The sequence below is a fragment of the Kitasatospora sp. NPDC087271 genome, from assembly GCF_044744605.1.
Taxonomy (GTDB): domain Bacteria; phylum Actinomycetota; class Actinomycetes; order Streptomycetales; family Streptomycetaceae; genus Kitasatospora.
The window spans coordinates 1-14,410 of sequence record NZ_JBIUYQ010000041.1 but is presented as its reverse complement, the minus strand read 5'-3'; the positions used below and the strand labels follow the sequence as shown (position 1 = coordinate 14,410).

The 14,410-nt window shown below is 73.7% G+C and carries 10 protein-coding genes; 6 read left to right on the top strand and 4 right to left on the bottom strand.

What is annotated here, in order from left to right; all coding sequences use genetic code 11:
• The 3 genes from ACIO9K_RS36410 to ACIO9K_RS36400 form a co-directional block, all read right to left on the bottom strand.
• Positions 1 to 2,295, bottom strand: coding sequence for an ATP-binding cassette domain-containing protein (locus ACIO9K_RS36410; RefSeq protein WP_400336166.1), 2,295 nt, complete (start codon positions 2,293 to 2,295; stop codon positions 1 to 3).
• 188 nt (positions 2,296 to 2,483) lie between these two features.
• The gene (locus tag ACIO9K_RS36405) at positions 2,484 to 2,825 is read right to left on the bottom strand and encodes a DUF5132 domain-containing protein (RefSeq protein WP_400336164.1); all 342 of its coding nucleotides are present in this window, start codon (positions 2,823 to 2,825) and stop codon (positions 2,484 to 2,486) included.
• Between the two features lie 309 nt (positions 2,826 to 3,134).
• Positions 3,135 to 4,835 (bottom strand): DUF885 domain-containing protein, encoded by a 1,701-nt coding sequence (locus ACIO9K_RS36400; protein WP_400336162.1) that lies wholly within the window; start codon positions 4,833 to 4,835, stop codon positions 3,135 to 3,137.
• Between the two features lie 353 nt (positions 4,836 to 5,188).
• Between ACIO9K_RS36400 and ACIO9K_RS36395 the strand changes: the two genes are divergently transcribed.
• The 6 genes from ACIO9K_RS36395 to ACIO9K_RS36370 all read left to right on the top strand — a co-directional run bounded on the left by ACIO9K_RS36395 (position 5,189) and on the right by ACIO9K_RS36370 (position 13,040).
• Positions 5,189 to 6,223 (top strand): 3-oxoacyl-ACP synthase III family protein, encoded by a 1,035-nt coding sequence (locus tag ACIO9K_RS36395; protein ID WP_400336160.1) that lies wholly within the window; start codon positions 5,189 to 5,191, stop codon positions 6,221 to 6,223.
• A gap of 87 nt (positions 6,224 to 6,310) precedes the next feature.
• The gene (locus ACIO9K_RS36390) at positions 6,311 to 7,906 is read left to right on the top strand and encodes an ABC transporter substrate-binding protein (RefSeq protein WP_400336158.1); all 1,596 of its coding nucleotides are present in this window, start codon (positions 6,311 to 6,313) and stop codon (positions 7,904 to 7,906) included.
• A 74-nt stretch (positions 7,907 to 7,980) separates the two neighbouring features.
• On the top strand, positions 7,981 to 8,943 hold the full coding sequence (locus tag ACIO9K_RS36385; RefSeq protein ID WP_400336156.1) for an ABC transporter permease: 963 nt from the start codon (positions 7,981 to 7,983) through the stop codon (positions 8,941 to 8,943).
• A 7-nt stretch (positions 8,944 to 8,950) separates the two neighbouring features.
• On the top strand, positions 8,951 to 10,918 hold the full coding sequence (locus ACIO9K_RS36380; protein ID WP_400336154.1) for a dipeptide/oligopeptide/nickel ABC transporter permease/ATP-binding protein: 1,968 nt from the start codon (positions 8,951 to 8,953) through the stop codon (positions 10,916 to 10,918).
• The gene (locus ACIO9K_RS36375) at positions 10,915 to 11,706 is read left to right on the top strand and encodes an ATP-binding cassette domain-containing protein (RefSeq protein ID WP_363625564.1); all 792 of its coding nucleotides are present in this window, start codon (positions 10,915 to 10,917) and stop codon (positions 11,704 to 11,706) included. Before ACIO9K_RS36380 ends, ACIO9K_RS36375 begins: the two co-directional genes overlap by 4 nt.
• Complete coding sequence (locus ACIO9K_RS36370) at positions 11,703 to 13,040, top strand: NAD(P)/FAD-dependent oxidoreductase (RefSeq protein ID WP_400336151.1); 1,338 nt, start codon at positions 11,703 to 11,705, stop codon at positions 13,038 to 13,040. The genes ACIO9K_RS36375 and ACIO9K_RS36370 overlap by 4 nt, the downstream gene beginning before the upstream one ends.
• On the opposite strand, the gene ACIO9K_RS36365 is transcribed toward ACIO9K_RS36370, so the two are convergent.
• Positions 13,030 to 14,118 (bottom strand): alpha/beta fold hydrolase, encoded by a 1,089-nt coding sequence (locus ACIO9K_RS36365; protein ID WP_400336149.1) that lies wholly within the window; start codon positions 14,116 to 14,118, stop codon positions 13,030 to 13,032. The two genes, ACIO9K_RS36370 and ACIO9K_RS36365, sit on opposite strands and share 11 nt — an antisense overlap.
• Positions 14,119 to 14,410: the final 292 nt, after the last annotated feature.

Here is a 14,410-nt window from a genome sequence, read left to right as displayed (position 1 = left end):
TCAGGCGGCGAGTTCGCCGGCCTGGAGCTGCCAGAGGGATGCGTAGAGTCCGTGCTGGGCGAGGAGTTCGTCGTGGGTGCCCTGTTCGGCCACGACGCCGCCCTTGTCCATGACGTAGATCCGGTCGGCGTGGCGGACGGTGGAGAGCCGGTGGGCGATCACGACCATGGTCCGCTCGGCGGCGAACCTCCGGAGCGTGCGCTGGATGGCGGCCTCGGTCTCGTTGTCCACGGCGGAGGTGGCCTCGTCGAGGATCACGACCGGCGCGTCCTTGAGGATCGCCCGCGCCAGGGCGATCCGCTGCCGCTGGCCGCCCGAGAGCGCGGCGCCGCGTTCGCCGATCAGGGTGTCGTAGCCGTCCGGCAGCGTCGCGACGAAGGCGTGCGCCTCGGCCATCATGGCCGCCTCGACCACGGCCTCGTCCGAGGCGCCGAAGCTGCCGTAGCGGATGTTGTCGGCGATGCTGCCGTCGAAGAGGAACGGGTCCTGGGCGACGAACCCGACCGCGTCCCGCAGGTCCCGGCGCGGCAGGTCGCGCACGTCGCGCCCGTCGAGCAGCACGGCGCCGGACTCCGCGTCCTGGAAGCGCATCAGCAGCTTGGCGACGGTCGTCTTGCCGGAGCCGGTGGCGCCGACGAGGGCGGTGACCTGGCCTGCGGGAATGGTCAGCGAGAGGTCCTCCAGCACCGGCGGGCGGCCGGGGTAGGCGAAGGTCACGTCGTCGAGGACGATCTCGCCCCGCACCTTCCCGGTGTCGAGCGGTCCGCCGGTGCCCTCGGCCTCGACGGGCAGGGCCCGCAGGTGGTGGACCCGGTCGTAGGCGGCGAGCGTGCGCTGGTACTGGTCGACGATGCCGCCGAGTCGGTTCATCCGCAGCAGCACCATCTGGGGCAGCCCGATCAGCGGGCTGAACACCTCGAACGGCAGGCTGCCGTCGAGCACCGACCGGCCGCCGATCAGCAGGGTGCCGGCCATCGAGCTGGTCGTGCAGACCCGGACGGTCTCGACGTGGCGGATCGTGCTCCGGTCGGTCCGCTCGTTGCTCTCCTGGGCCGCCGCGCTCAGCCGGTCGATGCGCTCGGCCTCGTAGTCCTCGGTGCAGAAGCTCTTGACGGTGGCGCCGGCCTCCAGGCTGTTGACCAGCTGGCTGTGCAGCCTGGCCCGGTCCTCACCGGAGACGGCGTAGTCGGCCGTGACCTTCTCCTGGTAACGGAGCGACAGCCAGGCGATGACCGGGATGGGCAGGAACGCGATCCAGGCGATCTGCGGTGCCAGCAGGAGGAACACCGGCACCAGGATGGCCAGGCTGGTGCCCAGCTGGAGCACGTCGTTGGCCGAGGTGGTGAAGAAGGCGCCCAGCTGGCGGACGTCGTCGGTGAGCACGCCGGCGATCCGGGTGGTCCGTTCGCCTTCCAGGTGCCGCAGTTCGAGGTGCTGGACGTGGTCGTACGTGCGGCTCCGCCAGTCGTGCTCGATGTCCTGGCCGAGTCGGCGCCACTGGAGGTTCGAGGAGTAGGAGAGGCCCGCGACGGCGGCACAAGCGACGGCCACCAGCCCTGCCAGGCCCCAGAGTTGGGCGGACGCGGTGGTCAGACCGATGCGGACCAACGGCGCGGCCTCGCCCTTGATGAGGACCAGCGCGGTCCAGCCGAGGAAGGTGGCGAGCGCCATCTCCGCGACCTGGCAGGCGACCGAGAGCGCGGAGGCGCGGAAGAGCCGGCTCCGGTGCGGTCCGACGACCTCCAGCAGGGGGTGGCGTTCGGTTCCGGTCCCGGCCGGCTGGCCGGCCGTGTCGGCCGTTCCGCGCCAGGCCTTCCGAAGGACGGCCACGGTCGCGGTCGCGACCCCGCCGAGTGCCACCAGTTGCCTGCTCAGCGCCGACCCCCGGATCAGCGCGACGCCGGCCGCCACCCCGCCGCCGACGGCGAGGACCGGTCGCACGACGAGGCCGCGGTCCGGGCGCGGGGCCGGTGCGGCGGGCCGCGCCGACGCCGGACTCACCGTCCCGGTCGGCCCCTGCACGACCAGGGCGACGGCCCTGCGGACGATCCGGCCGACGTCCGCGGCGCGCACCCGCGCGTCGTGCCGGACGAGCACCCCACCGGTGACCGGACTCGCCTGCGCCTCGGTGATCCCGGGGACGCGCCGCAGGGCGGCGGCGAGGATCTCGGCCGTCCGGGGCCGTCCGAGGACCGGCTTGACGTCCCAGCGCTGGCGCCCCGGGATGACCGAGCGCGGGCGCACGTCCGAATCCACGGGAAGGTTCCCGGCTGCTGCGGCCAGCAGAGATGGCATGTGTACGATCACCTGTTTGCGGAGGTCACGGATGGACCGTCATTGGGCATGACGGAGCACCGCGGCAAATGGAAAGTCTGAAGGGGAAAGCGATACGGCCGACAGGGCGGCGGTAGCTGCTCGGGCACATCTTCCGAGACCGGTCGAAACATGCGCCCGAGCGACTGATCGGTCCGCGGGGCGGAGCGTCAGGGAGTCTTGCCGGCGCCGACGGTCGCGGTCGCGCGGATCTTCGGGGCCCTCGACTCGTGCTCGACCCGGTGGACGGGCTCGGTCTTCTCCTTGTGCGGGACGGGGCCCTCGGCGGCCCGGTGGTACTCGTCGGAGGTGATCTGCGCGGCCACCATGTCGGCGGCCACCTCGGCCGCGAGGTCGTGGATTCCCTCTCCGGCCTCATGGGCCGCCTTCTTCACCTCCATGGCGATGCCGACGGACGTCTTGACGACGCCACGGACCAGCGGCTTGAGGAGCCGCTTGGCCAGCGGCGCGACGATGAGGCCGATCAGGAAGGGCGGTACTACGGGCGGCATGATGCTCCAACCTCTCCACGCAGACGGATGACAGGGGACCCCGGGGGCACTGCGAACTCCGGAGCACACACAACAGGGCGGACGGAAGCACCCATGTCCGAAATTCCTCGTTCCCGTGCCGGATTCCCTGCTGGGCCGAAAATTCCTCTGGGGTCCACCGCCCGCTCCCTGGTCACCGTAGTCGAGCCAGGTCCACCGAGAGCAAACGTCCTTGGCCGAATTCACCCGTGCGAGTGCTTTAAATCCAATCCGCCTCCACGGGTTAACATATGCATACTCACCAAATAAGCCAATTATCCTATTTAACTATCAGGTCCCGTCCTGGGCCCCTCGTTCCACCCGTCGGCGCAACACGGGGAACGGCAGCCCGCCACCACCCAGCACGGCCTCGTGGAAGGTCCGCACCTCGAAACCGGCCCCCTTCTCGGCCTCCGCCCGGGCCCGCAACCGAACGAACTCCAGGTAGCCCGCACGGTAGGACAGCGCCTGCCCGGGCAGGTCCGTCGAGTACCGCAGCAGGTCCGAGGCGATCTGGCCGTCCGCCTCGGTGGAGTTGGCGCGCATGAAGTCCCGGGCCTGCTCCAGGCTCATCGTCCCAAGGTTGAGCCCGGTGTCCACGACGAGGCGCTGCGCGGTGAATCGCTCCTGCGCAAGGCGCCCGTAGGCGTCCCAGGGGTCGTCGTAGAGGCCCATCTCCCAGCCGAGGCCCGCCGCGTACTCGGCCCAGCCCTCGTTGAAGGCGCCGAACTCGGCCACCTCACGACGCAGTTGCGGCAGCACGCGGTTCTCGGCCTGCCGGGCGAGGTGGAAGTGGTGCCCGGGGGCCAGCTCGTGGTGGATCAGGGAGGCCGCGCCGATCAGCGAGCGCCCTTCCAGACCGGAACCGTTGTAGCGGTAGCGCCCGATCGGGGCGGCCGGAGTGGGCAGCTCGTAGTACCCGAAGGTCATCCCCGCCTCCAGCGCCGGATCCAGCCGCGCCAGTCCGTACGGCGCGGCCGGCAGCACCGCGAACCAGCGCGGCAGCAGCGGGGCGAGCCGGTCGAGGTAGCCGCGGTAGCGGGCCTCGACCTCCTCGGGAGTCCGCGCGTAGAGCCGGGGCTCGGTGCGCAGCCGCTCGTGGAACTCCCCCTCCGGGCCGTGGAATCCGAGGGCGGCTCGGGCCTCCCGCATCCGCTCGGCGAGCTCCCGGCACTGCTCCCGGCCGAGCTCGTGGAGCCGCTCGGGCGGCGTGTCGCCCCCGCTGTGGATCCGGACGAACTCCCGGTACGCCTCCTCACCGCCTTCGTACCGGGCCCAGCCGACGGCCCGCGGCGCCTCGCGCAGGTAGCCCGGGTCGTCGAGGACGGCGAGCAGGCCGTCGAAGGCCGGCAGCAACTCGGCTTCCACCAGCCGCCGCACGCCGCTCCGGACCCGTCCGCGCTCGGCCGGCCCCAACTCACCGAGCCGGGCCTCGTCCACCTCCACGCGCTCCGCCACCGACGCCCGCAGGCCCGCGAGGGTGGCGCGCACCCCGGACAGGGCCGGAGCGGGCACCCGGAAGCCGCGCGCGGCCTGCCCCGCCGCCTTGTCACCGATCGAGCCGACCACCCGGGCCAGCTCGCGCACCAGCACCAAGTACCGTTCGGCGTCCGCTGGTTCGCCGAACCGGTGGCCCCGCAGGACCACGTCGACGTACTGCGACAGCGGGAACAGCCGGTACGGCGTGGCCGCGGGCATCAGCCAGTAGCAGCGGTGGGTGCGCACCTCCTGCTCGGCCAAGCCCGCGAGGAATCCGACGGTGTCGGCATCGGTACCGGACAGCTCCGCGCCGTCGAGCGTCCGCACCCGGGCCAGCACCTCCTCGGCGAACCGTGCCCGCTCCTCGGCCTCGGCGGGCGACGCTCCGGGGAGCGTCTCGACCGGGAGCCCCTGGCGGACTCTCAGCAGTGGATCGCGCTCCAGCAGGAACTCCCAGTAGCGGTCCGCCAGATGGCTCGTCGCCCGGCCCGGCTCGTTCGTCCTCGCGCTCATGCGGCCAGTGTGGCGGTGCCGGGCCTGCCGCCCTGCCCGGTCGCCCGAAACAGCGGCCTCGGTATCCCCCGAACGGATGAGGCGGCGGGTTTCGCCCCCGACCCGCACGGAAGGCGACCGCATCAACCGGAGCCCCGGGATGTCACCGTGCGCACGGACGTTCTGATGAGCTTACTTGTCCCCGGTCGGCGCGCCGGGAGGGTCGGCTGTGCGTGCGCCACAGCCGGTTCCCGGGATCGCGGCGCCCTCACCCCCCGGACCGCCCGACGTAGCGTGCTCGGCGACCCCTGCGCCTCCGGCCGCCGCCACACCGCCCCGGAGGTCCTGATCGCGCCCGAGCGGAGCACCGTCGCATGACCGTCACCCAGGACAAGCCCCTGCACCACCACACCGGCGCGGGGTTACCCGCCCCGTTCGCCGTCGCGGGGACCGGGGTACACCTGCCCCCGACCGTCGTCACCAACGAGCAGCTGACCCGCTCCCTCGACACCAGCGACGCATGGATCACCAGCCGCACCGGCATCCGTGAACGCCGCCGCCTGGCCCCGGACCTGGCCACCTCCGACATGTGCGTCGACGCCGCGCACCAGGCCCTGGACGCGGCGGGCACCGCCCCCGCCCAGTTGGACGCGGTGATCGTCGCCACCTACACCTGGGACCAGCCCCTGCCCTCCACCGCGCTGATCGTCAAGGACGCCCTGGGCGCCCACCGGGCCCTGTCCCTGGACGTCACCCAGGCGGCCTGCGCCTCCGGCGTCCAGGCCGTGCTGATCGCCGCCCACCTCCTCCAGAACCCTTCCATCACCACCATCCTGGTCCTCGCCGCCGACTGCGCCTCCAGGATCACCGACCCCACGGACCGCACCACCGGCGTCTTCTTCGGCGACGCCGCGGCCGCCGTCGTGCTCACCCGCTCCGAGACCGCGGGCGCGGGCCTGCTCTCCTACGACCTGGGCTCCCAGCTCTCCTACGACGTCCAGGTCCCGGCCGGCGGCTCCCGGCTGCCCACCAGCGCATCCACCCTGGCCGCCGGCGCCCACTACCTGCGCATGGACGGCCGCTCCGTCTGGAACACCGCCACCACCCGCCTGCCCGAGAGCATCACCAGCGCCGCCCGGCAGGCCGGCGTGCCGCTCGACGAGATCCGGCACTTCTTCCTGCACCAGGCCAACCTGAACCTCCTCACCGAAACCGTGAAGGCCATGGGCGTCCCTCAGGACCGCGTCCCCGTCACCGTCGACCGGCTCGGCAACACCGGATCGGCCGGCCTGTTCACCGCGCTCCACTCCACCGTCGCCGCGGGTGGCCTGCAACCGGGTGACACCTACGTCCTGTCCGGGATCGGCGCGGGCTTCCAGTGGGGCACCCTCTGCCTCCGGCACGCCTGACCCCGACCACCGTGCCACATTCGAACACTCTTACCGGGCAAGCGAGTTGACTCGCCAGTGGCAGAACTCGATGGCACCATGACGGCCATGCCCCGTCGTACCCCGCCGCCCGTCCGGACGGCCGCCACCACCGTCCTGGCCGCCGCACTGACCGTCACGGTGGCCGGCTGCGGGGGCGCGGCCCGTCCCTCGACGAGCACCCCGCTCGTCGAACACGGGACCGTCCGGATCGCCGCGTCCAGCGAGACGCCGAGCTTCGACCCGTACACGGCCTTCGGCGCCGCCCAGGCCCGCTACGCCTACGACTCGCTGGTCAACGTCTCCGCCGACGCCACCCTGGTCTCCGGCCTGGCCTCCTCCTGGGAGGCCACCACCACCACGGCCGTCTTCACCCTCCGCCCGGGGATCACCTGCTCCGACGGCACCCCCCTCACCGCCACGGCCGTCGCCCGCGCGCTGACCTACGCCGGAGACCCGGCCAACCAGCTCGCCGGCGCCCAGACCGTCCTGCCCAGCGTCCCGTACACCGCGAGCGCCGACGACGCGACCGGCACCGTGACGGCGACCACCACCACCCCCTTCCCGTTCCTCACCCGCACCCTCGGCCTGCTGCCGATCGTCTGCCCCGCCGGCCTCGACCGGCCCCGGACGCTGGACCGCTCCACCCGGGGCACCGGACCGTACGTGCTGACCCACTACACCCCGGGCGGGCCGTACGAGTTCACCGTCCGCGAGGGCTACACCTGGGGCCCGGCCGGCGCGACCACCGCGGAGCCCGGCCTGCCGGCCCGCCTCGTCATCTCGGTGGTGCCCCAGGCCTCCACCACCGCGAACCTGCTGCTCACCGGGGGCGTCGACATCGCGGACGTGAACGGGCCGGACCGCACCCGGCTCACCGGCCACGGCCTGTCCACCACCGACGTGGCGACCGTCGTCGGGATGACCTTCTTCAACCAGCGCCCCGGCCGGCCGCTGGCCGAACCGGCCCTGCGCCGGGCCCTGGTGTCCGCGCTCGACCGCCAGGGCCTCGCCAACGTCGCCGTCGGCGGCACCGGCACGCCCGCCACCGACTTCGACGCCGAGGGCGCCGTCTGCCACGCCGACCTCGCCACCGCCAACCTGCCCGCGCAGGACGCCACCGAGGCACTGCGCGTCGCCGGCTGGACCCGTGGCCCGGACGGCCGGCTGACCAAGGACGGCAAGCCGCTCCGGCTGCGCCTGATCACCAGCCCCGACCTCGGCCCCACGCTGGCACCCGTCGCCGAGCTGATGGCCCGGACCTGGACGGTGCTGGGCGCGGACGTCAAGCTGGTCACCGAGAGCCTGCCCGCGCTCGTCAACGCCATGTACCAGACCGGCGACTTCGACGTCGTGGTCGGCACCTCCCCCGGCTTCGCCCTGCCCGTCGGCTTCATCCCCTTCTTCTCCGGCCCGCCCCCCGCCCAGGGCCTCAACTTCGCGGGCGTGGCCAACCCCGAATACGACGCCCTGGTCGCCCAGGCCCTCCGGGAACCGGACACCGAAGGCTGCGCCACCTGGAACCGGGCCGCCGCCGCCCTCTTCCGATCGGCCGACGCCCTGCCGATCGCCGACGGCCGGAGCACCGTGTACGGGCGCAGCACCACCTTCGCCACCACCTTCGGCGGCCAGCTCGTCCCCACCAGCATCCGCCTGCACCGATGACCGGGGGAACCCGCGTGACCGTACCCCGCCGTTCGCCGCCTCTGCCGCCTCTGCCGCGTCTGCCGCGGCACCTCATGCCCCGCCTCCTGCGGCACCCGTGGACGGCGTTCCTCGGCCGGCGCACCGCCCGGCTGCTCCTCTCGCTCGGGGTCGTGCTCACCGCGTCGTTCGCGATGATCCGCCTGGTGCCCGGAGACCCGGTCCGCGCGGCGCTCGGCGTCGACGCCTCCCCCGCCCTGGTGGCCGCACGCCGGCACCAACTCGGGCTCGACGAACCCTTCCTGGCCCAGTACCGGCACTATGTCGACGGCCTCGTGCACGGCGACCTCGGCACCTCGCTGGTCACCTCGACACCGGTCGCGGAACTCGTCCGCACCCGGCTGCCGGCCACCCTGGAGATCGCCGGCCTGGCCTTCCTCGTCACCCTCGCCGTCGCCCTGCCCGGCGGCCTGCTCGCCGCCGTCCGCACCCGGGACGGCCGGCACCCGCGCAGCGAACTGGCGTTCACCACGCTCACCGCCGGCCTGGCCGGGATCCCCGACTTCGTCCTGGCCACCGGGCTCACCGCGCTGCTGGCCGTCGGCCTCCAACTGCTGCCGGTGGCCGGCACGGCGGGCGCCGGGTCCTTCGTCCTGCCGGTCCTCGCGCTCTCCGTGGCGCCCACCGCCGTCCTGGTGCGCATCGTCCGGGTGGAGGCGCTGAAGGTGCTGTCCGAGGACTACCTGCGCACCGCCCGGGGGAAGCGGCTGTCCCCGGCACGCCGCTACCTGCGGCACGCGGCGCCGAACATGGCCACCGCCGCGCTCACCGTCGCCGGAGGCCTGCTGCCCGCCCTGATCGCCGGCACCGTGCTGGTGGAGAAGGTCTTCGCCTGGCCCGGCATCGGTTCGGCCCTGGCGCAGTCCGTGAGCTCGCAGGACTACCCGGTGATCCAGGCGATGGTCCTGATCCTCGGCACGACCGTCCTGCTCGCCGCCCTCCTGGTCGACGTGCTGCTGGCGCTGCTCGACCCGCGCTCGACGATCCGGGAGAGCTGAGGTGCCGATGCCCCTTCCCACCAGGTACCTCCGCTCGCCCATGGCCTGGGCCGCCACCGCCATGCTGGCCTCTCTGATCGTGCTCGCGCTGGCGGGCCCGCTCGTCTGGGGCGCGGCGGCCGACCTGCCCGACCCCTCGGCGGTGCTCCAAGGCCCCTCCACTGCCCACCCCTTCGGCACCGACAACCTCGGACGGGACCTGCTCGCCCGGGTCCTGACCGCCACCCGGCCCTCCCTGCTGCTCGCGCTGGCCGCGACCGCGATCGGCGCGAGCACGGGCATCCTCCTCGGCGCGTCCACCGCCGTCGTCGGCCCCCGCGCCCACCGCCTGCTCGCGGCACTGATCAACCTCCTGCTCGCCTTCCCCGCGCTCCTGGTCGCGCTCTTCCTCGCGGTCGTGTTCGGCGCGGGCGCGGCCGGGGCGATGCTCGCCCTCGCCGTCGCCGGTGTACCCGGCTTCGCCCGGCTCGCCCAGACCCTCGCCGCCGCCGTCGCGGGCACCGACCACCTGGCCTCCGCCCGGGTCCTCGGCCTGCGCCGGCACCGGCTGCTGTGGCGGCACGTCCTGCCCAACATCGCCGAACCGCTGCTGCTGAGCGCGACCACGGCGGCGGGCACCTCCCTGGTCGCGCTCTCCGGGCTGAGCTTCCTCGGCCTGGGCGTCCAACCGCCCGGCTACGACTGGGGGCAACTGCTCAACCAGGGGCTCGACCGGATCTACGCACAGCCGCTGCCCGCCCTCGCCCCCGGCCTGGCCATCCTCTACGCGGCGGTGACGTTCCAACTGCTCGGCGAGGTCCTGGCCGGAGGCGCCGCCCGGCGCAGCCCGGCGGACCGTGCGGACCGTACGCCCCGGCGGCGGATCGCGCCGAGTGAGCCGAGTGAGCCGAGTGCACCGAGCGGGCCGAGCGGGCCGAGTGCACCGAGCGGGCCGAGCGGGCCCGACGAGGACGGCCTCGTCCTCCAGGTCGAGGAGCTGAGCGTCGAACTCCCCACCCCGGAAGGCGTGATCCGGCCGGTCCGCGGCGTGAGCCTCTCCCTGCGGCCGGGCGAGATCGTCGGACTCGTCGGCGAGTCCGGCTCCGGCAAGTCGCTCACCGCGCTCGCGATCGCCGACCTGCTCCCCGAGCGCGCCCGGGTATCCCACCGCACCCTTCGGCTGCTCGGCGCCGACCTGGACGCCATGACGCCGAAGCAGCGCGACCAGCACCTCGCGACCGGCCTGGCGATGGTCTTCCAGAACCCGGCCACGGCACTCAACCCGTCGCTCCGGATCGCCACCCAGCTCACCGAGGCGCCCCGCACCCATCTCGGCACGAGCCGCACCCAGGCCCTGCGCGATGCCGCGGACGCCCTGCAACGGGTGGCCCTGTCCCCCGCCCTGCTGCGGTCACGCCCCCACCAGCTCTCCGGCGGCCAGCGCCAGCGCGTGATGATCGCCGCCGGCCTGATGATGCGGCCCGGCCTGATCATCGCCGACGAACCGACGACCGCCCTCGACACCACCGTGCAGCGGCAGATCACCGAACTGCTCTCCGACCTGCGGCGGGACACCTCCGCCGCCGTCCTGTTCATCAGCCACGACATCGCGCTCGTGAGCGGATTCTGCGAACGCGTCCTGGTGATGTACGCGGGCTCCGTCGTCGAGACCCTCCCCGCCGACCGGCTCGCCACCGCCGCCCGGCACCCCTACACCCGGGCCCTGGTCGCCTCGGTGCCGGACCTCACCGCGGACCGCGACCGGCCGCTGCCCACCGTGGCGGGCGCGCCGCCCGACCCGATCGCCCTCACCCCGGGCTGCCCGTTCGAGCCCCGCTGCCCGTACCGGCAGGACCGCTGCGCCCGGGAGACTCCGCAGCTGGACGACGTCGACGCGCTCCAGCGGGTCGCCTGCTGGTACCCCCCTCCGGCGCCGGCAGAGACGGACCGGGCGACGGAACCTACGGAACATCAGGTGGAGGCGGACCCGTCATGACCAGCCTGCGGCTCTGCGACCTCACCGTCCGCCACCACGGCCCGCGCGGCCCCGTCACCGCCGTGGACCGCGTCTCACTGGAGGTCCCGGCCGGCACCACGCTCGGGCTCGTCGGCGAGTCCGGCTCGGGGAAGTCGACCCTGGCCCGCGCGATCGTCGGACTCGCCCCCGTGCACGGGGGCCGGGTCCTCGTCGACGGTCAGGACGTCCGGGTCCGTACCGTCCGTGCCCGGCGCCGGCTCGGCCGCCTGGTCCAGATCGTCCTCCAGGACCCGGACACCGCGCTCGACCCCCGGATGACCGTCCGCCAGACCCTCGTCGAGGCCGCCACCGTCTTCCAGTGGCTCGACCGGCACGCCCGTACCGAGCGCGTCGCCGCGCTGCTCGACCTCGTCGGACTGGACCCCCGGCTCGCCGGCCGCCTGCCCCGGCAGCTGTCCGGCGGCCAGCGCCAACGGGTCGCCGTCGCCCGCGCCCTGGCCGTCGGACCCGGACTCCTGATCGCCGACGAGATCACCTCGGCACTCGACGTCTCGGTACAGGCGTCCGTCCTCAACACGATCCGCGAACTCCGGCAACGGCTCGGCCTGTCCATGCTGTTCATCGGCCACAACCTGCCCGCGGTCTGCTACGTCTCCGATACGGTGGCGGTGATGCAGCGCGGCCGGATCGTCGAAACGGGCCCCACCGACGCCCTCCTGCGCGACCCGCAGCACCCCTACACGCGCGAGCTCCTCGCCGCCGTCCCCCGCCTGTCCGGCCCACCGCCCTCCCGGAGGTCCCGATGACCGTCGACCGACCCGACGCGGTGGTGGTCGGGGCCGGGGTGATCGGCACCGCCGTCGCCCTCGAACTCGCCCGCACCGGACGGCAGGTGGTCGTGGTGGACAAGGCCGGCGCGGCCGGCCACGGATCGACCGGCGCGTCCAGCGCGATCGTCCGGTTCAACTACTCCACCTTCGACGGCGTCGCCACGGCCTGGGAGTCCCTCCACCTGTGGGCGTCCTGGCCCGAGCACCTCGGGCTCACCACCGACCGCCGCCCGCTCGCGGCCTTCCACCGCACCGGCGCCGTGCTGCTCGACGCGCCCTTCCCCGAACCCGCCGACACCGCGGCCCTGTTCGACCTGGCCGGCGTCCCGTACGAACGGTGGGACACCGCGACCCTGCGCGGGCGCCTGCCCGGGATCGACGCCGGGCGGTACTGGCCGCCGAAGCCCGTGGACGACGACGCCTTCTTCGACGGCCCGGCCGGTGAGCTCGGTGCCCTGTTCACCCCGGACGCCGGGTTCGTCGACGACCCGCAGCTCGCGGCCCAGAACCTCGCCGACGCGGCGGGGAAGCTGGGTGCGCGCTTCCTGTTCCACCGCACCGTGGTGGCCGTCGACCGGCACGCGGACCGCGTGGCAGGCCTCCATCTGGCCGACGGGGCCCGGATCGCCGCGCCGGTCGTGGTCAACGCCGCCGGCCCGTGGTCGGGAGGCCTCAACCGGCTGGCGGGTGTCGGCAGCGACTTCACCATCGGTGTACGCCCCCTGCGCGAGGAGGTCCACCAGATCGCCGCGCCCGACAGCTCCACCACCCGCCTCACCAGCGGCCCCAGCGCCCGCCCCGGGCCGGTTCCGGTCGTCGCCGACCTCGACCTCGGCACCTACCTGCGCCCGGTTGCCGGGGGCCGCCTGCTCATCGGCGGCACCCAGCCGGCCTGCGACCCACCGGAGTGGATCGACGACCCGGACGAAGCCGACCCGCGCCCCACCGCCCACCGCTTCCGGACCCAGGTGACCCGCGCGGCCCGCCGCTTCCCCGGGATCACGGTCCCCAGCCGGCCCGTCGGCGTCGCGGGCGTGTACGACGTCGCCGACGACTGGACCCCGATCTACGACCGCACCGCCCTCGACGGCTACTACGTCGCCATGGGCACGAGCGGCAACCAGTTCAAGAACGCACCGCTGGTGGGCCGCTACCTCGCGTCCCTGATCGACCTGGTCGAGGCCGGCCACGACCATGACGGCGACCCGGTCCGCTACCGCTGCGAGCACACCGGCAACGTCGTGGACCTGGGCGCGTTCTCCCGCCGCCGCCCGGCCCGGACCGGCTCCGCCCGCACGGTCATGGGCTGAGGGTGCGCAGTTCGCTCACCAGATCCGAGACCACCCCGACCACGAACCCGGGCTCCTCGGTCGGGAAGTCATGGCCGGTTCCCGTCGGCGTGTGCACCACCCGGGACGCGGTCGACGCCGCCAGGTAGCGGGTTCGGGCCCCGAGGTAGAAGCGGGCCATCCGCTCGGTCTCGGCGGCGTCCCCAGCGGCGGCCAGCACCGTCTCCCCTCCCGTGAGGTCGCGGGGTATGACCAGCACCAGCGGCAGGTCGCCGAGGTCCCCGTCGTAGACCACGGTCTCCCAGCCCACCTCCGCCAGGCCGACGGGCGAGAGCTCCGCGAAGATCGACGCGGCGGCGCAGTACTGGCCGGTCCGACTGTCCCGGCCCCGGCCCCGGTGAACACCGAACAGGTGCCGCACCGCCGTCAGCAGGAACTCCCGGCGCATGCCCGCGACCAGCCGATTGGGCGGCGCGAAGGCGATGACCTCCAGGGGCGTCGGATCCAACAGCACGAGTCCGGCCACCACGTCCGGCCGCCGCCTGGCGGCATTCGCGACCAGCAGCCCGCCGAAGGAATGGCCGACGAACACGTACGGGGCCCGCTCCCCCGCCGCCTCCAGCGCGGCCACCAGCTCCTCCGCCTCGGCCGCCGTCGTCCTCGGGAAGGGCCCGACGTCACTCCAGCCCGAGCCGAACCGGTCGACCAGCACCGAGCGGGTCCGGGCCGCCATCATCGCGTGCAACTGCCCGAACTCCTCGCCCGGCGCGTGCCCGCCCGGCATCCAGACCACCGTCGGCCCATCCCCGGCAACCCCCTCGGCGAGGACGTGCATCCGGCGTCCGCCCACCCCCACCAGCCGCCCCGGCGCCCCGCCCGCCCCCGCGCCCCGGCCGACCAGCACCAGATGCCGCACCGCGCCGACCGCCAGCACCACACCCACAGTCACCACTAAGCACCCGAGCGCCACCAGCCATCCCGCACCGCCCCCGACCAGCCCGACCCCCACACCCACCACCAGCACCGCGACCGGCACTCCCGCCCAGTCCCGGCTCAGCGACGCGAGCAGGGCATCCGCCACCCGTCCGTTCCGGCGCATCGGTCCTCCACGGCATCCGAGAGGCGACCTCTCCCCCTGTTCTTCCCCCATCCCCCCATTCCGACGCACCCACACGAACACACATTCGACATGGCAGGCCCTGCCCGCCCTGCGCCCCACCCACCGCGCGCCCCGCCGCCGTGTCGCTGCCCATTGGGAGAGGAGCCGGCCACCAGGCCACATCTCCACAAATGCAAAGAACCCCCATCCGGTTTCCCGGATGGGGGTTCTCTGTGAATGATTGTTCGGCGGCGTCCTACTCTCCCACAGGGTCCCCCCTGCAGTACCATCG